The organism is Planococcus maritimus (assembly GCF_001592825.1).
Classification (GTDB): domain Bacteria; phylum Bacillota; class Bacilli; order Bacillales_A; family Planococcaceae; genus Planococcus; species Planococcus maritimus_C.
In genome coordinates, this window is sequence record NZ_LTZG01000001.1 from 50,209 (window position 1) to 72,632 (window position 22,424).

Genomic DNA, 22,424 nt, shown 5'->3' on the forward strand with positions numbered 1-22,424 from the left:
GAAATTTTATTTGTCAAATTGGCTCGGCAGCGTGACGCCGCCCGCCATTCAAGGTATGATAAGTGAATAGACATTCATTTTAAGGGAGTGGGAATGATGGAACCGATCAAAATCATCATCCCGACGCCATTTGCGGTCGGGGATGTCAATTCATATTTATTAAAAGGCGACGTGTTGACTTTGATTGATGCTGGCCCGAAAACACCAGAAGCCTGGGAAGCGCTGAAAGCCGGGCTAAAAGCGGCAAACGTGACTCCCGAAGACATCGAACAGGTGGTCCTGACGCATCATCATCCGGATCATGCAGGATGGGTCGATGGCTTCGACGCCGCCAAACTTTATGGCCATCCGTATAATGATCTGTGGCTGCGCCGCGACGAAGCTTTTTTCGACTATCATGATGCGTTTTATCAAGAGCGATTGAAAGAGGAAGGCGTGCCGGGCGATTTAATGTTTTGGGTGAAAAAGATGAAGCGCCCGCTCAATTTATTGGGAAACCGCCCGCTTGATATGGCCATCAACGAAGGGGATACGCTTCCAGGACATCCTGATTGGCATGTTTTGGAGACTCTGGGGCATGCCCAAAGCCATCTGTCATTTTGGAATCCAGAAGAGCGCACGATGATCGGGGGCGATCATGTGATTGCCAAAGTATCGTCGAACCCGCTCATTGAACCGCCTTACAATCCGGAAGAAGGACGCCCGAAATCTTTGCTGCAATACAATGCTTCGCTCAGCCGGCTATTGAAGATGCCAATTGACGTCATCTACAGCGGGCACGGGGAAGAGGTGCGCAATGTCCATGAACTCGTATCGACGCGTCTGGAGAAACAGCATTTGCGGGCGATGAAAGTGCTCGATATGCTAGACCGTACGAGCGAACAATCGGTATATGAACTGACGCAACAGCTGTTTCCGCATGCTTATGAAAAAGAACTCGGCTTGACGCTTTCTGAAACAATCGGCCAAGTCGATTACTTGTTAGAAGACGGTTTAATTGAAGAACGTATGAACGATGAAGGCATTTTTGTCTACCGGCAGGCCTAAGGAACAAAGTTGCAAGCATAGGCTCCAGCAGGTAAACTGAAAATTAAGAGTTGCAACAAGAATCTAAGCGTAAAGGATTGGGATAACGTGAAAAAAGCTAGTTTGTTTCTTGCAGGATTTCTGCTATTGGCAGGGTGCTCAGATGATGAAGCGACGAAAGAACCCGCTGAGTCGGCAGGTACTGAAGAAGAACCTGAAATTGCAGTAGAACAAGAGGGAATGACAGAGGAAGGTTTCATTACGCAAATCGGAAATGGCCGAATCCTCATTAATAGCATTTACTTCTCGGTGCCAGAAGATGTGGAAGTTCAGTTTGCTGAAGGCGGCGAAACGACAGAAGCCGTTATTAGCGATTTGCGTACTGGCATGAAAGTCAAAACGGATTATACAGGACCGCTAGCAGAATCATACCCGATGCAAGGCGAAGCGGACAAGATCACCATCTTGCAAGACGAGGAGTCCAAGCGCCAGACAGACGCATTGCAAGCTTTCATCAATGAAGAGCAATTGTCCGACCTTATTATACTGGGGCAGCCACTCGTGCGCGGCGAAGAGATCGGCTTTTTATTCAGTAAAATGGAAACCGGTGAGCTGACGGAAGTGCGCATCGATATGAATACATTGGAATACACATTAAGTAATGAAGAAAACGAAGAAGAAACTGACGAAACAGAGGATGCCGAGGAGTAAGCCAAACGGCAATCCATAGGAATGTCTTACCCGGATGGCCATGCGCTGTCCGGTTTTTTTATGCGCGGCATGTTTTCTTTCTTATAGAAGAAATGCGGCTTTTTTTGCATATTACCTTAAAAAAATGAAAATTTATACGCGACTTTCCTTGCGTTATTAAAAAAGCCGTGATATTATGTGTATATTCATCGCATATAACGCATAAAAATACAGGAGGTCATATTATATGAACAAAAAAATCGTACTCGCATACTCAGGTGGACTAGATACATCGGTGGCCATTCCGTGGCTGAAATCACAAGGCTACGACGTTGTCGCTGTGTGTCTCGATATCGGAGAAGGAAAAGATTTAGAATTTATCAAGAAAAAAGCGCTGCAGGTCGGAGCGGTCGAAAGCTATATGATCGATGCTAGAGACGAATTTGCCGAAGACTATGCACTCATTTCACTTCAAGCACATACTTTATACGAAGGCAAATACCCGCTCGTCTCAGCTCTTTCACGTCCGTTAATTTCCAAGAAGTTGGTGGAAATCGCAGTGGAAAGCGGCGCGACGGCTGTTGCTCACGGTTGCACAGGAAAAGGCAACGACCAAGTCCGTTTTGAAGTATCCATCAAATCTCTGAATCCCGATTTAGAAGTGGTCGCGCCAGTTCGCCAGTGGGGATGGTCACGTGACGAGGAGATCGCTTATGCCAAACAGCATGATGTGCCGGTTCCCGTCAATTTGGATTCGCCATTCTCTATCGATATGAACTTGTGGGGCCGTGCCAACGAATGCGGCATTTTAGAAGATCCATGGGCGACTCCGCCAGCGGATGCATATGATATTACTAACGCACTCGAGGATACGCCGGATACACCGGATATCGTGGAAATTGAATTCGTTAAAGGCGTACCGACAAAATTAAACGGCATTGACTATAAATTGACGGATTTGATTTTTGAACTAAACCATATTGCCGGAAAACATGGCGTTGGCAGAATTGACCACGTCGAAAACAGACTGGTCGGCATCAAATCACGTGAAATCTATGAAGCTCCGGCAGCGATGACTTTGATCGCCGCGCATAAAGAGCTTGAAGACATTACTTTAGTGAAGGAAATGGCTCATTTCAAACCGGTCATCGAGAAGAAAATGACAGAATTGATTTACGAGGGACTATGGTTCTCACCTCTACGTGTCGCACTTGAAGCGTTCTTAAAAGAAACGCAGGAGTTCGTCAACGGCACAGTCCGTGTCAAACTGTTCAAGGGCCATGCCATCACAGAAGGGCGTAAGTCACCAAACTCCCTATACAGCGAAGAACTCGCGACTTACTCGACAGATGATACGTTCAACCACGAATCTGCGGTCGGATTCATCGAGCTATGGGGCTTGCCGACTGTCGTCAATTCGAAAATCAACAAGAAAGAAGTGGCCATTACAGCACAAGTTAAAGAGGAGGTACAGCTATGACCAAACTGTGGGGCGGTCGTTTCCAAAAGACAGCTGAACAGTGGGTCGATGAGTTCGGGGCTTCTATTTCCTTTGACCAGAAAATAGTGCTCGAGGATCTTCAGGGCAGCATGGCGCACGTACAGATGCTAGCTGCCTGCAAGATTCTTCCGGCACAAGACGCTGACCTGATCTTATCGGGACTCCAGACCCTTCAGCAAAAAGCGCAGGAAGGCGGACTCGAGTACAGCGTATCGAACGAAGACATCCACTTGAACTTAGAAAAACTATTGATCGATGAAATCGGCCCTGTCGGCGGCAAACTGCATACCGGCAGAAGCCGCAACGACCAGGTCGCAACCGATATGCATCTTTATTTGAAAAACCGTGTAACGGAAATCATCGAGTTGATCGAAGGTTTTCAGTCGGCAATCGTCGAACAGGCGGAAGCGCATGTAGAAACGGTCGTGCCGGGGTATACCCATCTTCAGCGCGCGCAGCCGATTTCATTTGGCCATCATTTGATGACGTATTTCTGGATGCTGCAACGTGATAAAGAACGCATGCAGGAATCCTTGAAGCGCATTGACGTTTCGCCTTTAGGAGCTGGAGCGATGTCTGGCACGAGTTTCCCGATTGACCGCGAACTGTCCGCTGAGCTGCTCGGTTTCTCAGGCGTTTACCAAAACAGCCTGGATGCTGTCAGCGATCGCGACTTTATCCTGGAATTTCTCAGCAATTCATCGATGCTTATGATGCACTTATCGCGCTTTGCCGAGGAAATCATTCTCTGGTCGAGCGAAGAGTTCCGTTTTATCGAGCTTGACGACACTTTTTCGACTGGCTCGAGCATCATGCCGCAAAAGAAAAACCCGGATATGGCGGAGCTTGTCCGTGGCAAGACCGGTCGCGTCTATGGCAATCTATTTGGCTTGTTGACGACTTTGAAAGGCTTGCCGCTTGCCTATAATAAAGATATGCAAGAAGACAAAGAAGGCATGTTTGACACAGTCCATACGTTAATGGGCTCATTGCCGATCTTTGAAGGCATGATCCGGACGATGAACGTCAATACCGCGTCGATGGAAAAAGCGGTTAACTCCGACTTTTCAAATGCCACCGAACTGGCCGATTACTTGGCGGCAAAAGGCATGCCGTTCCGCGAAGCACACGATGTGACAGGTAAATTGGTGTTCACGTGCATCCAGCGAGGCTATTATTTAAAAGACTTACCGCTCGAGGATCTCCAGGCAGCCAGCCCGCTCATTGAAGACGATATCTATGAAACCTTGCTTCCCGAGACGGCGGTTAAACGCCGCAATTCACTCGGCGGGACAGGATTTGATCAAGTTCATCATCAATTGGGACTAGCCAAGAAACTCATCGGGTGAGCGATAGTCCATTTATAGTTGTGCTTGCTTTGTTTGGTACAGCGAGCAAGCATCAGTACCCGGCTCTCTTCCCCCTAAAGAGAGCCGGTTTTTCTTTGCATGTCTTTATCGGTGGAATAAGAAAAGTATGAAGTTCATCGAAATGTCCATAAAGATTTCACAGGCTATTTGACAGTTTTTACGCACCATCTCTGATAAGATAGAATTCGTAAGAGAGGAGCGTGTTTGAATGGCAACCGATATTAATTTATTATTGGCTTTCGGTGCCGGATTTTTAAGTTTCATCTCGCCATGTACATTGCCTTTGTATCCAGCTTTTTTATCCTATATTACAGGCATGACCATGGATGAGATTAAAAACGACCGGAAAGTAATGCAACGGCGTGGAATGTTCCATACCCTGTTTTTCCTCCTGGGCTTTTCCACAATCTTCATCGCCTTAGGTTTCAGCACATCATTCTTTTATGAATGGTTCGTGCGTTATGACGAATTGATTCGTCAAGTAGGCGCTTTGTTCATTGTCATTTTTGGACTAATGATAGTGGGGGTCTTTACGCCAAAATTCTTGATGCAAGACCGTAAGTTTTCATTTAAGAACCGACCGTCCGGATTTTTAGGGACTTTTGTCATCGGCCTGGCCTTTGCGGCTGGCTGGACCCCTTGTACCGGCCCGATCACAGCGGCGATTTATGCGCTTGCTGCGACCAATCCGGGATCAGGCATCTGGTATATGCTTGCTTACGTACTCGGCTTTGCGATTCCGTTTTTCGTTTTATCGTTTTTCGTCACTCGCCTTGGCTGGTTGCGTAAACACCACAATACCATCATGAAAGTCGGCGGATTCATCATGATTGCCGTAGGGGTTTTGCTATTCTTTGATGGCATGACATACATTATTCGCATTTTGAGCCCGATTTTCGGAGACTTCCAAGGATTATAAAAAGTAGGTGATGAGATGGAAACCATTTCTTCAATGGATCAATTCCAACAAAAAATAGCAAGCCGCGAATCGTTTCTGCTGTTCGTTAAAACTGACCATTGTTCGGTGTGCGAAGGGCTGAAGCCGCAAGTGGAAGAATTGGAGCCAAATGCCTCGATCCCATTCTATTTGGTAAATGCTGCGCGCGTGCCCGAACTTTCTGGACAGTTGACGTTGTTTACAGCGCCAGTAGTCCTGTTATTCAAGCACGGCAAAGAACAATTGCGTTTCGCCCGCTTTGTACGCATGGATGAGCTGAAGAGCCGTCTCGGCGAATTGGAGGCAGAACTGGATGGATGAATTATTCAATAGCATCCCGCCTGCCGTGTTTCTAGCGGTGACCACGATCGGCGCACTCATCATGGGTACGCTCGCAATCATTGTCCGGTCAAAATCGGCAAAAAAGCCGGCATCGGTCAAGAAAATCATCTTGCCGCCTCTGTTCATGTCGACCGGCGCATTGATGTTCATTTTCCCGTTTTTCCGTGTAGCGCCACTGCAAATTGCTGAAGCGCTATTGGTCGGTATTTTGTTTTCGATCATCTTGATCCGCACATCGAATTTTGAGGTGCGGGATGGGGAAATCTATTTAAAGCGCTCAAAAGCATTTGTTTTCATTTTGCTTGGGTTATTGCTCGTGCGGTTGCTGGCGAAAGTTATTCTGAGTTCCTCGATTGATGTCGGGGAACTAGGCGGCATGTTTTGGCTGCTCGCTTTTGGTATGCTGGTGCCATGGCGCCTCGCGATGCTGCGCAAATATCAATCGATCGCACAACAAAAAAACGCTGTTCCCGAATAGGGGACAGCGTTTTTCGTGTAGTCATTGATCAAAGTATTGTTCGTAGGGAGTAAGATCGATTTCGAGTTCCCCCATTTTTTTGCGCAAAAATTTATGGTCACGCTTTGGCGTTGCTTGGATATAGCCGCGGATGATGTGTTGCATTTCCATCTTTTTGGCTTTTTCCTCAAGCAAGATTTCGCCAATGCGCCCTGCAATCTTTTGTTTCGCTACCGGGCGGAACAGATCCGGCACCGGCTGCACGAGTTCATTGAGCAGTTCTTTTTCTTTAGCGCCCCATAGATGAATCGTTTTCTCTACATAATATTCTTCCCAGTTCAGATCGGACAAGCCGTCTTTTTTCGGCATCGATTTCAAGAATTTCCGGAACATAAAATAGCCGCCGATCGCAAACAGCCCGACCAACACCACGACCCAAAATAATATGAACCATAAAAACCAGCCTGCTAATTCCACTTTGTCTCACCTCAATCATTCTCTCTACCATTATAGAAGCCAGCGAAAAAAAATTCACCTGAAATGTATCCTTTTTTCACGTTTATGTCTATATAGCGAATGAAAGGGGGTGAGCAATATGGCATTCAGTGATTTTAAGAACGCCAGCATGCGCTTGACGTTTGACAACGGGCTTGATGAGCAAGGACGTTTGAAGCGTAAAGTAAAGGCGTATCCGAACGTGGCAGAAGCGGCCACTGCTGATGGGATTTTCCAGGCAGCGCAAGTGTTGGAAGCATTCGGCACAAAACCGCTTATGGAACTGGAGAAAATCTCCGGTTCGAGCATTTACCAATAATGAGGGGGGAGTCTACAGATGGCAAAAACATTGGAATTGATTTTTGAAACAGCCGCAAACAAAGCCGTCACTTTGACGGTCGATGAACCACGCGAAAACTTGACGGCACAAGAAATCGCTACGGGCATGCAGTCAATCGTCGACCAGAATATTTTTGCAGTCGGCGGCTCGCCATTTGCGCTTGTCAAAGGCGCACGTGTTGTTGAACGCAACATCGTCGAATACGAAGTTTAATATACAGGGCCTTCCCGCAAATGCGGGAGGGCTTTTTTTACAAAGAAAGGAGGCGCTTCGATGCAAGAGTGGATGCAATGGATACAAGAGCTAGGGTTTCCGATATTCGTTTCGTTTTACCTGATGCACCGCGTGGAAGGCAAACTTGTGGCTATTCACGACGCGCTCATTACCATGAAAGCGCCGTAATTCACAAAGTTGTGATTTCTGAAGCGACAACCCGGATTGTTTTGAAGCGTTTGTTCAGCTATGATATAGGCAGTTATGAGAGTGGGGGCAATACTATGATGTGGAAATGGATGGCGCTACTGTGTATGCTGCTGCTTTTAGCTGCATGTGGCGCTGAAACGGTGGAAGAGTTTCATTACACCGATCATCGAGGTGAGCAACTGAGCAATGAGGATTTGGAAGGGACACCGTGGCTCGCAACATTTGTTTTTACGAACTGTGAGACGGTATGTCCGCCGATGACTTTCAATATGGCTGATTTGCAGAAGGATTTGGAGTCGAATGGACTGAGCGATTATAAAATCGTCGCGTTCAGTGTAGACCCGAATGAAGATACGCCAGAGAAAATGCAGGAATACTTGTCGCATTATCCGATTTCTGACGAAAGCAAATGGCATTTGCTGACGGGCTATTCGCAAGATGAAATTGCAGAGTTCGCGACGGAAAATTTCAAATCCTTGGTTAAGAACGACCCGAATAGTGACCAGGTTATCCACGGTACTTCTTTTTACTTGGTAGACCAAAAAGGGGAAGTCGTCGGAAATTACGACGGCTTTGAGCAAGTCCCGACTGAAGAAATCATCAAGGATATGCAAGAACTGTCGCAGTTAAACCAATAAAAAGCTGCCGAACGAGTTCGGCAGCTTGAGAGGAGACCGGTCATTGGCCGGTTTTTTCTTTTGACAAAAGATCGCGGATCTCGACCAATAATTCTTCTTTTTTGTCGAGTACTTGCGGTTCTTCTTCCGCCGGCACATCTTTTTCGCGTTTCATGCGCGTAAATAAACGAATCACCATAAAAATAGAAAAGGCGATAATGAAAAAGTCGATGACGGATTGCGCGAATGCGCCATAGCGAAGTTCTGCACCATTAAAGGTATAAGTCAAATCCTCGACACTGAATCCACCGAGCAAGATTCCGACCCCAGGCATGATGATGTCTTCAACAAGCGAAGTGACAATTTTACCGAATGCGGCACCAATGACTACCGCTATTGCCAAATCCAGCACATTGCCTTTTAAAGCAAATTTCTTAAAATCTTCCCACATAAATTATTCCTCCTTCCGATTCCCGATTATACATAATTCTCGCTTGCTTTTACTTCTCCTGCTTCAAACTTGCGTTTGTCCCTTGCGATAAACAGGTAATAAAGGAGGTGCTGTGGTAAACTGAGGCAAAAGAAACTATAGGTGTGAACATATGAAACAGAAAAAACGAAAAAAACCTTCGCTTGCTTTAAAGTTTCTTTTCGTCGTGGCTTTGATTCCGGCAGCGATTGTCGCGTTTACGCTCCTCGCTGTAATGGCATATTCCTCTTACGGCGATACCGTCAAGGAAACGGTGCAAAAAGGGCAAGACCAAATGTTTGAAGTCCCATTTCCAGAAGAAAACATCGCGCTTTATCAGGAAGCAGCCGAACGCTACGACATTCCGTGGACCTTACTCGCGGCCCATCACCGCATCGAAACAAAATTTTCGACGATGGACCCCTTGTTATCGCCGGTCGGAGCGGAAGGGCATATGCAGTTCATGCCTTGCACATTTGTCGGCTGGAGCCATCCGACGTGTTCGGGGCAAGGGCAAGGAAAAATCCCGGAAGCGGACAAAACCAACCCGCAAGTTATTGCAAAATATGGTGGCTACGGCGTTGATGCGAACGGCGACGGGGTAGCGGACCCTTACGATTTGGCAGATGCACTCTACAGCGCTGCTAATTACCTGGCGCAAAACGGGGCAGCGGAAGGCGACTTAGAACAAGCAATTTACCGTTACAACCATAGTGATGAATACGTGGAAGACATTCTTCATTATTACGGACGCTTTGAAGAACAATACAATAATTCATAAAAAAAAGAGTGGACCGGAGTCCACTCTTTTTTTGATTATGCGCGTTTGCGTCCTTTGTTCATTGATCCGAGGATCAAGCTAAGAACGAAGACAAAGATCAATGCACCAATCAATGCCGGAATAATTGCTACGTCCGCGATGGATGGTCCCATGTCTCCTAAAAGCATGCCGCCTAACCATGCACCGATGATACCTGCAATGATGTTACCGATGATGCCGCCAGGAATGTCTTTCCCGAGGATCAGGCCGGCTAGCCAACCAATGATACCGCCTACGATTAGATATAAAATGAATCCCATTCTTTCCAGCTCCTTCAAAATGTTTTATTGTTATAAATGCTACACTCTAGGTATAACCATAAATAGGACTTTTAAAACATAGAACTGCAAAATTATTTTATTCGTGCGCCTAGAATAGTTTCAAAGTGCCTCATGGCATAGCGGTGGCCGGCATCGTCGAAACTTGCGACGGCTTGTTCATGGATGACAATTTCAAAACCTTTGTTATAAGCATCGATAGCTGTATGAAGTACGCAAATATCTGTGCAGACGCCTACGATATGCACTTCTTCAATACTACGCTCGCGAAGCAATAATTCGAGCCGCGTCCCTGCGAAGGCACTATAGCGGGTTTTGTCCATCCAGACGATGTCTTCTTGATGGCGATCATATATAGCTTGGAGACGTCCGTATAATTTGCGTCCGGCAGTCCCTTTGATGTTGTGTGGGGGAAACAATTTCGTCTCCGGATGATAAGGATCATCTGATTCGTGGAGATCCACGGGCAAGACCACGAAATCACCGGTTTCGAGAAATTGTTCTGTCAACGCACAGATCGCTTCCTCAATTTCCTGCCCGGGTGCTCCGCAAGTCAAAGCACCGTCCTGTGCAACAAAATCGACTGTGTAATCAACTACTAGTAATGCTTTGTTCATCTTATATCGCCTCCAATTTTCTATTAGTATACCCGTTTTCACAATATGCTAATGGGGGAAACGCTCAATACATATGCAGTATTAATAACTTGCCAATTTTCTGAAAACTTATTATAATAAACAAAACAGCAAAGGGGTGTGTTTGATGAAATATGAAAACTTGGAAAAACTCAATAGACAAGGTGTATGGTTTACAGTCATCCACACACTCGTTATTTTCAGCTTTGCATTTGATTTCGGCTTTCTCGTGTAAAAAACCTTCACAAGTTCAAATCGAACATAAAAACACACCCGATTGCTAGAATCGGGTGTGTTTTTATATTGGCGGATGGGCTTGCCGTTTCATGCGCACAAGGGAATCTTTCAGCATACGAGATGCTGAATCGAGTGAAACACCGAGAATCTCCTGAATTTCTTCCAAATTCTTATGGTCAACCGAATACAGGTGGTGGACGTAGGCAAATCGGATATCGCCGGAACGTATGGGCGCACCGACAAATTCTGACAAAGCTTCGGTGTAGTCGGACAAAGAACCCATTTGAAAATGGGTAAACTCGTCTTTTACTTTAGATGACAGCAGGAAGGAAGTGCCACGTGCTTTTGCCCGTTCGATCCCTTTTTCCATCACCGCTTCTTCTAACGAGTCAAAATGCAATGTGCAATGGTAGCCATCTTTCTTTTCGACGTCCAGGTGGAGACCATCTTCATCGTTTATAAAATTATCGATATCGATCGTCACCATATCGCGAAGCCGCAAGCCTCTCAAGTAAAAGACATACAATAGCTTAGCGTTAAGTGGCAATTTGATAGATTTCAAAACATCTGGTTTCTTTTCCAACAGATGCCCATAATCAACTTCGATGTCGTGAGGCTTTAAGTCAAGTTTATGGTTCAATTTGAACTTCGGCATAAAATCATTTGGGATCTTGCCGATTTGCCACATGTAATCGAACCAGAGGCGGATAAAAATCAGTTTGCGGTTCAAGGTGCTGTCTTTGATGCCGGCTTCTTTTTGCTCCAATAGAAATTGCTGAATATCGGAAGGGCGAATTTCATGAGGCTCGACCGATTTTTTATAGGTTTTACGCAAAAAAGCAAACAGGGCACGGATCAATTGGACTTCATGGACAACTGTATTCGGGCTAATGCCGTTATCCAGTCTGTATTTTTCATAACCATATGGCATGGACATTCACCTCTCTAACTAGGTTTTATTCATTATACCAGTTTTTAGGCAGAATAGAACGTACTTTCCCTTGTTTTAGCGAGAAATGACTGAAGCGAGGATTTATTCATTCATAAGTATCAAACTACTTAAGGATATTAAAGAAAAAGAAAAAAACAGCCCCCAAACTAACTGAAAAGGCAGCAAAAACGAATGATCATCGACAAAGCGGGTATAAAGAAAGATAATGGGAAGTAGAAATGAGGTGCAATAATTGCAAACTGAAGAAAACGCAAGAATACGCCACACGATTTTGAAAAGTGTTGAACCATTCAGTGACAAGGAACTAAACGAGAAACCGTCGGCTGATGAATGGTCAGCTATGCAGATTTTGGACCATCTCTATAAGATGGAGCAGACCATAACAGCTGGCGTAGCTAAAACCGTAGAGAAAAATCAACAGAAAAAAGCAATAAAGAAACCGATTCAACTATCGGTCAACCGCAAAGTGAAAGTTGAAGCGCCAGATCACACGGTGCCTGAAGAAACATTTATCACTTTAGCTGAAATGAAAGAGAAATTAAATGAGTCGAGAAACCGCCTATACGAAGTTTATGCGCGAACAGATCAGGAAACGCTTCAGAAGAACTCCATGCCTCATCCTGTTTTCGGCGATGTGCCGCTAGTTCAATGGTTTCCATTTGTCGGTTATCACGAGAAACGCCACTTAGCTCAATTAGAAGAGACCTTAAGCAAAATCGATGAGAAAAAGAATTAGTCATTAGAAAAACTTATCAGAATGTATAATTTTAATGTAATTTACTTATGCACATTGTTTCGGTATGATGGAAGAGGAGAAAAGACGCGGTAACACGCCTTTTCAGAAGATTTAAAGGAGGAACACGATTATGGCAAAGAGCAGTTTGCACAACAGCCGCACGTCGTTCGAGCTTAACGGCAAGACGTATAATTATTATCGTCTCGCTGCACTCGAAGAAGCGGGGATCGCGAAAGTATCTCGCCTTCCGTACTCTGTAAAAGTACTATTGGAATCCGTATTGCGCCAGCACGACGGCTATGTCATCAATGACGAACATGTAGAAGAACTCGCAAAATGGGGTAAAGATGCGAACAAAGAAGCAGAAGTTCCATTCAAACCTTCCCGTGTCATCCTTCAAGACTTCACCGGTGTACCGGTCGTTGTCGACTTGGCAGCGCTTCGTTCAGCAATGTCTGAAATGGGCGGAGACCCAGACAAGATCAACCCAGAAATCCCGGTTGATTTGGTTATTGACCACTCGGTACAAGTTGACCGTTACGGTACTGAAGATGCACTGCGCGCGAATATGGAATTTGAATTCGAACGCAATGCAGAGCGTTACCAGTTCCTTAACTGGGCTCAAAAAGCGTACGATAACTATCGTGCAGTTCCACCAGCAACAGGGATCGTTCACCAAGTAAACCTTGAGTATTTGGCAAATGTTGTCCATGCGATCGAAAACGAAGATGGCACATTCGAAGCCTTCCCAGATACACTGGTCGGTACAGATTCCCATACAACGATGATCAATGGAATCGGCGTACTAGGATGGGGCGTTGGCGGAATCGAAGCGGAAGCAGGCATGCTTGGACAGCCTTCTTACTTCCCGATTCCTGAAGTTATCGGCGTGAAAATGACTGGCGAATTGCCAAACGGCGCAACCGCGACAGATTTGGCACTCAAAGTTACAGAAACTTTGCGTAAAAAAGGCGTAGTCGGCAAATTTGTCGAGTTCTTCGGTCCTGGCGTTACGACATTGCCGCTTGCAGACCGTGCGACGATTGCCAACATGGCACCTGAATACGGCGCTACTTGCGGATTCTTCCCAGTAGACGAAGAAGCGTTGACTTACATGCGCTTGACAGCCCGTACAGAAGAGCAAATTGCCGTGACAAAAGAATACTTAAAAGCAAACGATATGTTCTTCACGGTCGACAACGAAGATCCGATTTACACGGACCTTGTCGAAATCGACTTGACGACAATCGAACCGAACTTGTCCGGTCCAAAACGTCCGCAAGATTTGATTCCATTGTCTCAAATGAAAAAAGAATTCAACACAGCTGTCACAGGCCCAGAAGGCCCACACGGTTTTGCGTTGGACCAAGAAGAAATCAACAAAACCGCAACGGTGAAATTTAACGATGGCAAAACAGCTGAAATGAAAACAGGTGCTTTGGCGATTGCTGCGATTACATCTTGCACAAACACGTCCAACCCGTACGTTATGCTTGGCGCTGGACTCGTTGCGAAAAAAGCAGTCGAAAAAGGCTTGACGCCGCCGGCATACGTGAAAACTTCACTGGCACCAGGTTCGAAAGTCGTTACAGGCTATTTGAGCGATTCTGGTTTGCTTGACTACATGAACCAAATCGGCTTTAACTTGGTTGGTTACGGCTGTACGACATGTATCGGTAACTCCGGCCCACTTCTTCCTGAAATCGAAGAAGCAATCGTTGAAAACGACTTGCTCGTTTCTTCTGTGTTGTCCGGTAACCGTAACTTTGAAGGACGTATCCACCCATTAGTAAAAGCAAACTACTTGGCATCCCCAATGCTTGTTGTGGCGTATGCACTTGCTGGTACAGTGGACATCGACTTTGAAGTGGATCCAATCGGACAAGACCAAGACGGCAACGATGTATTCTTTAAAGATATCTGGCCTTCTACTGAAGAAGTGAAAGACGTTGTCCACTCTACAGTAACGCCTGAGTTGTTCCGCAAAGAATACGAACATGTCTTCACTGAAAACGCAGAATGGAATGCCATCGAAACAAATGATGATTCATTGTATGCCTTCGATGACAACTCAACGTACATTCAAAACCCGCCGTTCTTCACAGGCATGTCGAAAGAGCCGGCACCGATTCAGCCGCTTTCTGGCCTTCGTGTCATGGCGAAATTCGCTGATTCCATCACGACGGACCACATTTCACCTGCAGGCGCGATCGGCAAAGATACGCCAGCTGGCTTGTACTTGCGTGAGCATGGCGTCGAGCCGCGTAACTTCAACTCTTACGGCTCTCGTCGCGGTAACCACGAAGTTATGATGCGCGGTACGTTTGCGAACATCCGCATCCGTAACCAAGTCGCACCAGGCACAACTGGCGGCTTCACGACATTCTGGCCGACTGGCGAAGTAATGCCAATCTTTGATGCATGCATGAAGTATCAAGAGCAAGGCACTGGCCTGGTGGTTCTAGCCGGCAAAGACTACGGCATGGGCTCTTCTCGTGACTGGGCTGCTAAAGGGACATTCCTTCTAGGTGTCAAAACAGTTATCGCAGAAAGCTATGAGCGTATCCACCGTTCGAACCTTGTCATGATGGGCGTCTTGCCGCTTCAATTCGTCAATGGCGAAAGCGCAGATTCTCTTGGTCTGACAGGCCACGAAACCATCAGCGTTAACTTGTCCGACGACGTGAAACCTCGCGACGTCTTGACAGCTACAGCTACTGCTGAAGATGGCAAAGTAACGGAATTCAAAGTCCTCGCACGCTTCGATTCTGAAGTGGAAGTCGACTACTTCCGTCATGGCGGTATCCTGCAAATGGTACTCCGCAACAAATTGCTAGAAGCATAAAATAAAAAGGCTGCCCTCGGGCGGCCTTTTTTTGTTGGGCAGAGACAGGTTACAGACAAGCGATTTTCCTTCTAGTGTAAGCAACTAGACAAGAGCCATTTCAAAGCGAGTTGGTTTGGGCTCAGGGCCTTGTGCTTTTTGAACCGAAGGCATGTCCTGTATACTAGTAGAGAGGTGAAGAAAATGTACATAAGCGAAAAAGAAATTGAAATCCGCTACGCGGAGACCGACCAGATGGGCGTCGTCTATCACGCCAATTACTTGATCTGGCTCGAGCTCGGGCGCACACAATTGATCGAGGATCTCGGATTTACGTATGCCGGCATGGAATCGCAAGGGTTCTTGTCCCCGGTGACGGATATCTCCATCCAATACAAAGCAGCGCTGCGCTACGGGCAAAAAGCACGTGTTAAAACCTGGATAGAGTCTCACGGCCGCTTGCGGACCACCTACGGCTACGAAGTGCTCCACGAAGATGGCACACTCGCCGCAAAAGCGACCTCCGAGCATGTCGTAGTGAAAAAAGACACTTTCCGTCCCGTTCCGCTGGCCAAAGTGGCGCCTGAGTGGGATGCCAAATACAAAGAAGTGGTGAAGGGGGCAGACAATGGCATTTGGAATCCGACGACCTGAATTGGAGCGCTGGAAACAGAATGTGCAAAATGGCCAGATTTCGTTTTTGACCCATTACTGGCTAGACCACCGGTTCCCTGGCTGCAACACGGTAACGAAAGTTGGCTGCAGTGACATCGACAAACTCGCTGATTGGGGCAGTCGCTACGGATTGAGACGTGAATGGATGGATTTACGAAATGACTACCCGCATTTCGATTTATTCGGTGATAGACAAGCCGAAATCCTGAAGGCAGAAGGGCATTTGGACCAATTGACTCGATTGACCAAATCCTCAAATGAATAAAATGAATAAAAAAGAAGCATGACGCGATTTGGCGTCATGCTTCTTTTGTTTCGTATGAATAACTCAATTCACCTAATGTATCATCTACGGTGACATGCAGGTCGTGTTCATCGAAATACCATTGATCGGCTTCTTCGATGAAATAAAGCACTTGATCTTCTTCGAGTCGAGTTACCGCTTCGTACGGACTGTCTTTTGTGACACCGAGCGAGAAGCCCGGCTGCAAGCCAGCGCCTCCGTAGCGGACGAAAAAGCGCACCGCTTCACCGGCCTCAACTTCCATTTCGTTATGGAACCAATCTCGTGCATCTTTGCTCAAATGGATCTCCATGCAAACACGTCCTTTCGGGTCCTACCACTTGATCTTGGGTTCGGTACCTGCGCGGATTCGTGCGATATTCGCGCGATGCCGGTATATGATAAAAGTGGCGAGTGTTAAAATCACGGCGAAAAACAAGTAATCACCGGTATTGAGCGTGTAAATGATCGTATAGACGACTGACACAAGCGCCAAAATGATAGAAGACAACGATACCATTTTCGTGATCTTCAACGCAATCAATAAGACGGCGACAGCAAGTAAAAACAAGGGCCATTGATAGCCAAGCAAGATCCCGCCGGAAGTAGCCACGGCTTTGCCGCCTTTAAAGCGCGCAAACACCGGAAACATATGCCCGATAACGGCGATCACCCCGAGTATGAGAGGGTGAACATCGGTGGTGAGCACGAGTGGCAATAATGTTGCGGCTGTGCCTTTTAAAATGTCCATAATGGTGACGACAAATCCGGCTTTAGGGCCAAGCACGCGAAACGTATTGGTCGCCCCCAAATTGCCGCTTCCTTTGGTTCGAATGTCCGTGTTGTAAAATAATTTTCCGATCCATAATGCTGAGGGAATGGATCCAAGTAAATAAGCGATGATTACCGGAAGCAAAATGTTCATGATTGACTCCTTTGACGTACACTGTTTTCTTTTCTATAGTTTACCATGACCGAAGAGACAGAAACAATAGATGACGGATTATTCAACAAACGGCCGGCTTTCATGTATGATAGACTAAAAGGACAGGTGATTTTCTTGAAAAACCCAGAACGCACAGAAATCAAAGAAGTACTCGACAACGCTAAGACCATTGCCGTTGTCGGCTTGAGTCCGAATCCGATGAGAACTTCTTATATGGTATCCAAAGCGATGCAAGACGCAGGCTACCGCATCATCCCGGTCAATCCAATGGCAGATGAAGTGCTCGGGGAGAAGAGCTATGCGACGCTTGCAGACATTCCGGAACCGGTCGACATCGTCAATGTATTCCGCCGCAGTGAATTTTTGCCGGCCATTGCCAAAGATTTTCTCAAAATGAAGGCACCGGTGTTCTGGACGCAACTGAACGTTGTCGACGAAGAGGTCTTCGATCGCCTCCAAGCTGGCGGCTACACCGTCATTATGGACCGTTGCATTAAAGTCGAACATGCCATCCTGAAATAGCAGTTTTCACGAAGGGCGCCTAGCGCTCTTTTTCTATGAACATTGACAGGAACGCCTCGTATGGCATACGATTAAAAGAAGAGAGTATACGAACAAATGTTTGCGGAGGGAAATAGATGGCTAAAACGAACAACAATGCATACAACGAAGAAGCGATCCAAGTTCTAGAGGGGCTGGATGCTGTACGCAAACGCCCCGGGATGTACATCGGTTCAACCGATTCCCGCGGGCTTCACCATTTAGTTTACGAGATTGTCGACAACTCAGTCGACGAAGCGCTTGCCGGTTATGGCGACCGCATCACTGTCACCATTCACGAGAACAACAGCATCAGCGTGCGTGACTACGGCCGCGGCATGCCTACAGGAATGCACAGAAGCGGCAAACCAACACCGGAAGTCATTTTGACAGTGCTTCATGCAGGGGGCAAGTTTGGCCAGGGCGGTTATAAGACGAGTGGCGGGCTTCACGGTGTCGGCGCTTCTGTCGTCAACGCCTTATCGAGCTTTCTCGAAGTGACGATCCACCGTGACGGGCGCAAATACCGCCAGCGTTTTGAGAACGGCGGCAAACCCGCGACGACCTTAGAAGAAATCGGCAAAACGAAAGAATCGGGCACGTTGATTCACTTTTTGCCGGACGAAAGCATTTTTAGCGCATCCAAATACAATTACGACACGCTAAGCGAACGCTTGCGTGAATCCGCGTTCCTTATGAAAGGCATGAACATCGAACTAATCGATGAACGCAACCAAACGGGCGAGAGCTTCTTTTATGAAACCGGCATCAAAGCGTTCGTTGAATACTTGAACGAAGAAAAAGACGTCCTTCATAAAGTGGCGTACATGGAAGGCCAAAGCGACAGCTTGGAAGTCGAATTTGCGTTCCAGTTCAACGATGGCTATTCCGAAACGATTGTGTCGTTCGTCAACAATGTCCGAACGCGAGACGGCGGGACGCACGAAACGGGCGCCAAAGCGGCCATGACCCGTGTGTTCAATGATTACGCACGCAAAATCAATTTGTTGAAAGACAAAGACAAGAACCTTGAAGGCTCCGACATCCGCGAAGGCTTGGCGGCGATTGTTTCGGTGCGCATCCCGGAAGCGTTGCTGCAATTTGAGGGGCAGACGAAAAGCAAACTCGGCACAAGCGAAGCCCGCGGTGCGGTTGATGCGGTCATCTCCCAGCAATTGATGTACTTTCTCGAGGAGAACGCGGAACACAGTGCTTCACTCGTCCGCAAAGCAATACGAGCGTCTCAGGCGCGTCTCGCCGCACGAAAAGCGCGGGAAGATGCCCGAAATGGCAAAAAACGCAAGAAATCCGATACGTTATTGTCCGGAAAATTGACACCAGCGCAGTCGCGCAACGCCAAAAAGAATGAATTGTACCTGGTCGAGGGCGACTCGGCCGGCGGTTCGGCGAAACAAGGCCGCGACCGGACGTTCCAGGCGATCTTGCCGCTGCGCGGGAAAGTCGTTAACACTGAAAAAGCGAAACTGGAAGAAATTATGAAAAACGAAGAAATCGCCACCATCATCCACGCAATCGGCGGCGGTGTGTCTTCTGACTTCTCCGTCGATGACATCGCTTATAATAAAGTCATCATCATGACCGATGCCGATACCGACGGCGCGCATATCCAAGTCTTGCTGTTGACGTTCTTCTACCGCTACATGAAGCCATTGATCGAAGCCGGAAAAGTGTTTATCGCCTTGCCGCCACTGTACAAAGTCTCAAAAGGCGTAGGCAAAAAAGAAGTGGTCGATTACGCATGGACCGAAGCGGACCTCGATAAGTCGATTAAGAAAATCGGCAAAGGCTATATGCTCCAGCGCTATAAAGGTCTCGGGGAAATGAACGCTGACCAATTGTGGGAGACGACGATGAATCCGGAATCGCGCACCTTGATCCGTGTGACGATCGAAGACGGCGCGCGCGCTGAACGCCGCATCACGACGTTGATGGGCGATAAAGTCGAACCGCGCCGCAAATGGATTGAAAACAACGTCGACTTCGGACTTGAAGACGACAGCAATATCTTAGAAAATGATTTGATTCACGCTGAGGAGGAACTCGTATGACACAAACCGAACGTTTCCAAGATCTGCCCTTAGAAGAAGTCATCGGCGATCGGTTTGGCCGCTATAGTAAGTACATTATCCAAGACCGCGCCTTGCCGGATGCCCGCGATGGGCTGAAGCCCGTGCAGCGCCGCATCTTGTATGCCATGCATCACGAAGGCAATACCAATGACAAAGCGTTCCGGAAATCCGCCAAAACGGTCGGGAATGTCATCGGTAATTACCATCCGCACGGCGATAGCTCTGTGTATGAAGCGATGGTCCGGCTTAGCCAGGACTGGAAAATCCGCCACATGCTGGTGGAAATGCACGGCAATAACGGCTCGATGGACGGAGATTCTCCGGCCGCAATGCGTTATACGGAAGCCCGGCTTTCCGCGATTTCCGGCGAACTATTGCGCGACATTGAAAAACGCACCGTCGAATTCATCCCGAATTTCGACGATGTGGACGTTGAACCGACCGTGTTGCCGGCGCGGTTCCCGAACTTGCTCGTCAACGGCTCGACTGGGATTTCTGCTGGGTATGCAACCGACATCCCGCCGCATGCGCTACACGAAGCGCTTGACGCGGTCCTCATGCGCATCGACAAGCCGGATGCTTCGATCGATGAATTGATGACAGTTCTCAAAGGTCCGGATTTCCCGACCGGCGGCATCATCCAAGGCGTCGAGGGCATCAAAAAAGCTTATGAGACCGGGCGCGGCAAAATCGTCGTCCGTTCCAAAGCAGCCGTTGAACCGTTAAAAGGCGGCAAAGAACAAATCGTCATCACGGAAATTCCATTTGAAGTGAACAAAGCGAGCCTCATTAAAAAAATTGATGACCACCGCTTTGACCGTAAACTCGACGGCATTTCCGAAGTGCGCGATGAATCCGACCGCACGGGCCTTCGCATCGTCATCGAATTGAAAAAAGAAGTGCAAGCAGCCGGCATTTTGAACTATTTGTACAAGAACACCGACCTGCAAATCAGCTATAACTTCAATATGGTCGCGATTCACCACCGCCGTCCGACGATGATGACTTTGCCGACGATGCTTGATGCCTATATCGAACACCAAAAAGAAGTCGTGACGAAACGCTCGGAATTTGACTTGCAAAAAGCAAGCGACCGCATGCACATTGTTGAAGGTTTGATCAAAGCCTTATCGATTCTCGATAAAGTCATCAAAACGATCCGTGCGTCGAAAGACAAGCGCGACGCGAAAAACAATTTGATCTCGAAGTTCGAGTTTTCAGAAGCGCAGGCAGAAGCGATCGTCTCCTTGCAGCTCTACCGACTGACGAATACCGATATCACCGAGCTCGAAAAAGAAGAAGAAAGCTTGCGTAAACTCATTGCCGAACTGACCGGCATCTTGACGAGTACGACAAAGTTGAAAAACCTCATCAAAAAAGAATTGCAGGCCATTCGCAAGAAATTCGCAGAGCCACGGCGCTCCGAAATCGAAGAAAAGATCGAAGAGTTGACCATTACGCGCGAAATCATGATTCCAAGTGAAGAAGTCATCGTTACCGTGACAAAAGAAGGCTATGTGAAACGGACGAGCACCCGCTCCCATGCGGCATCGAACGGCAAGGATTTCGCCATGAAAGACAGCGACCATCTGTTGTTTGAAGGCAATCTCAATACGCAGCATACGGTGTTGATCTTCACGACCGGTGGAAATTTCGTGTTCCAGCCCGTCAATGAACTGCCGGACATCAAATGGAAAGACCTCGGCCAGCATTTATCAAGCATCGTCACGCTCGATTCCAACGAATCCGTGCTTGCCGTGTTCCCATTCGAAGACTTTGAACAAGACGCGACCATTTTGACCGTCTCGAAATTTGGCCAAGTGAAGCGTTCGGCATTAAAAGATTACCACGTGCAGCGTTATTCGCGTGCCATCAAGACGATGAACTTGAAAAAGGGCGACGACATGATCTTCGCCGGACTGGTGACGAAGGAAAATGAATTGTTCCTCGCTACGAAAATGGCTTACGGCGTTCGCTTCCCGCTCGAAGAAGTGCCCGTGACGGGACTCCGGACTGCGGGTGTCAAAGGCTTGAACTTAAAAGAAGGCGACGAAGCGGTGTCTGCAGTCATGATTGATGCACAACAAACACCGGATCTCGTGCTCGCGACACAGCGCGGGGCCGCCAAGAAAATGAAACTCAGCGAATTCGAAAGCGGCAGCCGTGCCAAACGCGGCGTGGTCATGCTGCGGGAATTGAAATCCAATCCCCACCGCGTCGTCGCTGTCATCGGCACGACCGGAAAAGAAGAAATTCTGCTCGAAACGACCAAAGGATTGCGCGTTCCGATCGCACCGGGGCGTCTAAAAGCAGTCGACCGTTATTCCAACGGGTCATTCATCGTAGACGAAACCACCGATGGTACCGTCACGGCTATATATCGCATCCCGACCGCTGAATAATCCGAATGGCATTGAATGATTAATTCATTCAATGCCTTTTTTATTTTAGTTGTGAACTGACTGGCAATTACAAAGAGGAGCCTACGCCGAAAGGGTAAATGGTCCGAAGAGGGCTTAGGGTATGGTTTATTCATTTTATTCAATCGCTAAATAAGTGAATTGATGACATGCCGGCAGTCTTTCTCTACATGACGAAGCTTACGGTGATTGCGTACCGAGGCGGCCTTGTATTATAACAGGAACTGGACACCTTGTGTTTTCTGTCAATTCTGAAACTTACATTGACAGCATGGGTCGGGATTTTTATACTTGATCTATAACAGGTGAACATAAAGAGAC

General features: G+C 47.4%; 26 protein-coding genes. 19 read left to right on the forward strand and 7 right to left on the reverse strand.

The window, feature by feature from the left end; all coding sequences use genetic code 11:
- Positions 1–96: 96 nt before the first annotated feature.
- The 7 genes from AY633_RS00260 (at position 97) to AY633_RS00290 (ending at position 6,344) form a co-directional block, all read left to right on the forward strand.
- Positions 97–1,047: an MBL fold metallo-hydrolase gene (locus AY633_RS00260; protein ID WP_068485486.1), complete on the forward strand. Its 951-nt coding sequence runs from the start codon at positions 97–99 to the stop codon at positions 1,045–1,047.
- A gap of 87 nt (positions 1,048–1,134) precedes the next feature.
- Positions 1,135–1,737, forward strand: a complete 603-nt coding sequence (locus AY633_RS00265) for a DUF3221 domain-containing protein (RefSeq protein WP_068485488.1) — start codon at positions 1,135–1,137, stop codon at positions 1,735–1,737.
- Between the two features lie 226 nt (positions 1,738–1,963).
- A complete protein-coding gene (locus tag AY633_RS00270) occupies positions 1,964–3,196 on the forward strand; it encodes an argininosuccinate synthase (RefSeq protein WP_068485491.1) in 1,233 nt (410 codons plus the stop codon).
- Entirely contained in the window at positions 3,193–4,566 is a 1,374-nt protein-coding gene (argH, locus tag AY633_RS00275; protein WP_068485493.1) for an argininosuccinate lyase, read from the forward strand. Before AY633_RS00270 ends, argH begins: the two co-directional genes overlap by 4 nt.
- A gap of 229 nt (positions 4,567–4,795) precedes the next feature.
- Positions 4,796–5,506 carry a cytochrome c biogenesis CcdA family protein gene (locus tag AY633_RS00280; protein WP_068485495.1) on the forward strand — a complete coding sequence of 237 codons (711 nt, stop codon included), beginning with the start codon at positions 4,796–4,798 and terminating at the stop codon, positions 5,504–5,506.
- 15 nt (positions 5,507–5,521) lie between these two features.
- Positions 5,522–5,845: a thioredoxin family protein gene (locus AY633_RS00285; protein WP_068485497.1), complete on the forward strand. Its 324-nt coding sequence runs from the start codon at positions 5,522–5,524 to the stop codon at positions 5,843–5,845.
- Positions 5,838–6,344: a CcdC family protein gene (locus AY633_RS00290; protein WP_068485499.1), complete on the forward strand. Its 507-nt coding sequence runs from the start codon at positions 5,838–5,840 to the stop codon at positions 6,342–6,344. Before AY633_RS00285 ends, AY633_RS00290 begins: the two co-directional genes overlap by 8 nt.
- 21 nt (positions 6,345–6,365) lie before the next feature.
- On the opposite strand, the gene AY633_RS00295 is transcribed toward AY633_RS00290, so the two are convergent.
- On the reverse strand, positions 6,366–6,800 hold the full coding sequence (locus AY633_RS00295; RefSeq protein WP_068462326.1) for a DUF2621 family protein: 435 nt from the start codon (positions 6,798–6,800) through the stop codon (positions 6,366–6,368).
- A 118-nt stretch (positions 6,801–6,918) separates the two neighbouring features.
- On the opposite strand from AY633_RS00295, the gene AY633_RS00300 reads away from it, so the two are divergent.
- The 4 genes from AY633_RS00300 to AY633_RS00310 all read left to right on the forward strand — a co-directional run bounded on the left by AY633_RS00300 (position 6,919) and on the right by AY633_RS00310 (position 8,219).
- Positions 6,919–7,137 carry a DUF1659 domain-containing protein gene (locus AY633_RS00300; protein ID WP_068485503.1) on the forward strand — a complete coding sequence of 73 codons (219 nt, stop codon included), beginning with the start codon at positions 6,919–6,921 and terminating at the stop codon, positions 7,135–7,137.
- Between the two features lie 18 nt (positions 7,138–7,155).
- Positions 7,156–7,371 carry a DUF2922 domain-containing protein gene (locus AY633_RS00305; protein WP_068485505.1) on the forward strand — a complete coding sequence of 72 codons (216 nt, stop codon included), beginning with the start codon at positions 7,156–7,158 and terminating at the stop codon, positions 7,369–7,371.
- A 60-nt stretch (positions 7,372–7,431) separates the two neighbouring features.
- Positions 7,432–7,560: a YvrJ family protein gene (locus AY633_RS16305; RefSeq protein ID WP_082799150.1), complete on the forward strand. Its 129-nt coding sequence runs from the start codon at positions 7,432–7,434 to the stop codon at positions 7,558–7,560.
- Positions 7,561–7,658: 98 nt separating this feature from the next.
- Positions 7,659–8,219 (forward strand): SCO family protein, encoded by a 561-nt coding sequence (locus AY633_RS00310; RefSeq protein WP_068487827.1) that lies wholly within the window; start codon positions 7,659–7,661, stop codon positions 8,217–8,219.
- A gap of 40 nt (positions 8,220–8,259) precedes the next feature.
- Here the strand turns inward: AY633_RS00310 and mscL are convergent, their stop codons facing one another.
- Positions 8,260–8,649 (reverse strand): large conductance mechanosensitive channel protein MscL, encoded by a 390-nt coding sequence (mscL, locus tag AY633_RS00315; protein ID WP_068485507.1) that lies wholly within the window; start codon positions 8,647–8,649, stop codon positions 8,260–8,262.
- Positions 8,650–8,800: 151 nt separating this feature from the next.
- Between mscL and AY633_RS00320 the strand changes: the two genes are divergently transcribed.
- On the forward strand, positions 8,801–9,448 hold the full coding sequence (locus tag AY633_RS00320) for a lytic transglycosylase domain-containing protein (RefSeq protein WP_068485509.1): 648 nt from the start codon (positions 8,801–8,803) through the stop codon (positions 9,446–9,448).
- A gap of 35 nt (positions 9,449–9,483) precedes the next feature.
- Here AY633_RS00320 and AY633_RS00325 read toward each other — a convergent pair whose 3' ends face one another.
- The 3 genes from AY633_RS00325 to AY633_RS00335 all read right to left on the reverse strand — a co-directional run bounded on the left by AY633_RS00325 (position 9,484) and on the right by AY633_RS00335 (position 11,568).
- Positions 9,484–9,747, reverse strand: a complete 264-nt coding sequence (locus AY633_RS00325) for a GlsB/YeaQ/YmgE family stress response membrane protein (protein WP_068485511.1) — start codon at positions 9,745–9,747, stop codon at positions 9,484–9,486.
- Positions 9,748–9,839: 92 nt separating this feature from the next.
- Positions 9,840–10,382 carry a cysteine hydrolase family protein gene (locus tag AY633_RS00330; RefSeq protein ID WP_068485514.1) on the reverse strand — a complete coding sequence of 181 codons (543 nt, stop codon included), beginning with the start codon at positions 10,380–10,382 and terminating at the stop codon, positions 9,840–9,842.
- Positions 10,383–10,698: 316 nt separating this feature from the next.
- Positions 10,699–11,568: a site-specific integrase gene (locus tag AY633_RS00335; protein ID WP_068485516.1), complete on the reverse strand. Its 870-nt coding sequence runs from the start codon at positions 11,566–11,568 to the stop codon at positions 10,699–10,701.
- Between the two features lie 253 nt (positions 11,569–11,821).
- Between AY633_RS00335 and AY633_RS00340 the strand changes: the two genes are divergently transcribed.
- The 4 genes from AY633_RS00340 (at position 11,822) to AY633_RS00355 (ending at position 16,089) form a co-directional block, all read left to right on the forward strand.
- The gene (locus AY633_RS00340; protein ID WP_068485518.1) at positions 11,822–12,325 is read left to right on the forward strand and encodes a DinB family protein; all 504 of its coding nucleotides are present in this window, start codon (positions 11,822–11,824) and stop codon (positions 12,323–12,325) included.
- 130 nt (positions 12,326–12,455) lie between these two features.
- Positions 12,456–15,170 carry an aconitate hydratase AcnA gene (acnA, locus tag AY633_RS00345; RefSeq protein WP_068485520.1) on the forward strand — a complete coding sequence of 905 codons (2,715 nt, stop codon included), beginning with the start codon at positions 12,456–12,458 and terminating at the stop codon, positions 15,168–15,170.
- A 183-nt stretch (positions 15,171–15,353) separates the two neighbouring features.
- A complete protein-coding gene (locus tag AY633_RS00350; RefSeq protein ID WP_068485522.1) occupies positions 15,354–15,803 on the forward strand; it encodes an acyl-CoA thioesterase in 450 nt (149 codons plus the stop codon).
- A complete protein-coding gene (locus tag AY633_RS00355) occupies positions 15,778–16,089 on the forward strand; it encodes a hypothetical protein (RefSeq protein ID WP_068485523.1) in 312 nt (103 codons plus the stop codon). The genes AY633_RS00350 and AY633_RS00355 overlap by 26 nt, the downstream gene beginning before the upstream one ends.
- Before the next feature lie 34 nt (positions 16,090–16,123).
- Here AY633_RS00355 and AY633_RS00360 read toward each other — a convergent pair whose 3' ends face one another.
- Together AY633_RS00360 and plsY are read right to left on the reverse strand one after the other, a co-directional pair.
- A complete protein-coding gene (locus AY633_RS00360; protein WP_068485525.1) occupies positions 16,124–16,420 on the reverse strand; it encodes a HesB/YadR/YfhF family protein in 297 nt (98 codons plus the stop codon).
- A 21-nt stretch (positions 16,421–16,441) separates the two neighbouring features.
- The gene (gene plsY, locus AY633_RS00365; RefSeq protein ID WP_068485527.1) at positions 16,442–17,032 is read right to left on the reverse strand and encodes a glycerol-3-phosphate 1-O-acyltransferase PlsY; all 591 of its coding nucleotides are present in this window, start codon (positions 17,030–17,032) and stop codon (positions 16,442–16,444) included.
- 129 nt (positions 17,033–17,161) lie between these two features.
- Between plsY and AY633_RS00370 the strand changes: the two genes are divergently transcribed.
- The 3 genes from AY633_RS00370 to parC all read left to right on the forward strand — a co-directional run bounded on the left by AY633_RS00370 (position 17,162) and on the right by parC (position 22,085).
- Positions 17,162–17,575 carry a CoA-binding protein gene (locus AY633_RS00370; protein ID WP_068487828.1) on the forward strand — a complete coding sequence of 138 codons (414 nt, stop codon included), beginning with the start codon at positions 17,162–17,164 and terminating at the stop codon, positions 17,573–17,575.
- A 116-nt stretch (positions 17,576–17,691) separates the two neighbouring features.
- Complete coding sequence (gene parE / locus AY633_RS00375; RefSeq protein WP_068485528.1) at positions 17,692–19,662, forward strand: DNA topoisomerase IV subunit B; 1,971 nt, start codon at positions 17,692–17,694, stop codon at positions 19,660–19,662.
- Positions 19,659–22,085, forward strand: coding sequence for a DNA topoisomerase IV subunit A (parC, locus tag AY633_RS00380; protein ID WP_068485531.1), 2,427 nt, complete (start codon positions 19,659–19,661; stop codon positions 22,083–22,085). The genes parE and parC overlap by 4 nt, the downstream gene beginning before the upstream one ends.
- Positions 22,086–22,424 lie beyond the last annotated feature (339 nt).

What these genes read in the sequence shown, in the direction of transcription:
- AY633_RS00260 (WP_068485486.1), top strand. Translation starts at nt 97, where the DNA reads ATGGAACCGATCAAAATCATCATCCCGACGCCATTTGCGGTCGGGGAT.
- AY633_RS00270 (WP_068485491.1), top strand. Translation starts at nt 1,964, where the DNA reads ATGAACAAAAAAATCGTACTCGCATACTCAGGTGGACTAGATACATCG.
- argH (WP_068485493.1), top strand. Translation starts at nt 3,193, where the DNA reads ATGACCAAACTGTGGGGCGGTCGTTTCCAAAAGACAGCTGAACAGTGG.
- AY633_RS00280 (WP_068485495.1), top strand. Translation starts at nt 4,796, where the DNA reads ATGGCAACCGATATTAATTTATTATTGGCTTTCGGTGCCGGATTTTTA.
- AY633_RS00285 (WP_068485497.1), top strand. Translation starts at nt 5,522, where the DNA reads ATGGAAACCATTTCTTCAATGGATCAATTCCAACAAAAAATAGCAAGC.
- AY633_RS00290 (WP_068485499.1), top strand. Translation starts at nt 5,838, where the DNA reads ATGGATGAATTATTCAATAGCATCCCGCCTGCCGTGTTTCTAGCGGTG.
- AY633_RS00300 (WP_068485503.1), top strand. Translation starts at nt 6,919, where the DNA reads ATGGCATTCAGTGATTTTAAGAACGCCAGCATGCGCTTGACGTTTGAC.
- AY633_RS00305 (WP_068485505.1), top strand. Translation starts at nt 7,156, where the DNA reads ATGGCAAAAACATTGGAATTGATTTTTGAAACAGCCGCAAACAAAGCC.
- AY633_RS16305 (WP_082799150.1), top strand. Translation starts at nt 7,432, where the DNA reads ATGCAAGAGTGGATGCAATGGATACAAGAGCTAGGGTTTCCGATATTC.
- AY633_RS00310 (WP_068487827.1), top strand. Translation starts at nt 7,659, where the DNA reads ATGTGGAAATGGATGGCGCTACTGTGTATGCTGCTGCTTTTAGCTGCA.
- mscL (WP_068485507.1), bottom strand. Translation starts at nt 8,649, where the DNA reads ATGTGGGAAGATTTTAAGAAATTTGCTTTAAAAGGCAATGTGCTGGAT.
- AY633_RS00320 (WP_068485509.1), top strand. Translation starts at nt 8,801, where the DNA reads ATGAAACAGAAAAAACGAAAAAAACCTTCGCTTGCTTTAAAGTTTCTT.
- AY633_RS00325 (WP_068485511.1), bottom strand. Translation starts at nt 9,747, where the DNA reads ATGGGATTCATTTTATATCTAATCGTAGGCGGTATCATTGGTTGGCTA.
- AY633_RS00330 (WP_068485514.1), bottom strand. Translation starts at nt 10,382, where the DNA reads ATGAACAAAGCATTACTAGTAGTTGATTACACAGTCGATTTTGTTGCA.
- AY633_RS00335 (WP_068485516.1), bottom strand. Translation starts at nt 11,568, where the DNA reads ATGCCATATGGTTATGAAAAATACAGACTGGATAACGGCATTAGCCCG.
- acnA (WP_068485520.1), top strand. Translation starts at nt 12,456, where the DNA reads ATGGCAAAGAGCAGTTTGCACAACAGCCGCACGTCGTTCGAGCTTAAC.
- AY633_RS00350 (WP_068485522.1), top strand. Translation starts at nt 15,354, where the DNA reads ATGTACATAAGCGAAAAAGAAATTGAAATCCGCTACGCGGAGACCGAC.
- AY633_RS00355 (WP_068485523.1), top strand. Translation starts at nt 15,778, where the DNA reads ATGGCATTTGGAATCCGACGACCTGAATTGGAGCGCTGGAAACAGAAT.
- AY633_RS00360 (WP_068485525.1), bottom strand. Translation starts at nt 16,420, where the DNA reads ATGGAGATCCATTTGAGCAAAGATGCACGAGATTGGTTCCATAACGAA.
- plsY (WP_068485527.1), bottom strand. Translation starts at nt 17,032, where the DNA reads ATGAACATTTTGCTTCCGGTAATCATCGCTTATTTACTTGGATCCATT.
- parE (WP_068485528.1), top strand. Translation starts at nt 17,692, where the DNA reads ATGGCTAAAACGAACAACAATGCATACAACGAAGAAGCGATCCAAGTT.
- parC (WP_068485531.1), top strand. Translation starts at nt 19,659, where the DNA reads ATGACACAAACCGAACGTTTCCAAGATCTGCCCTTAGAAGAAGTCATC.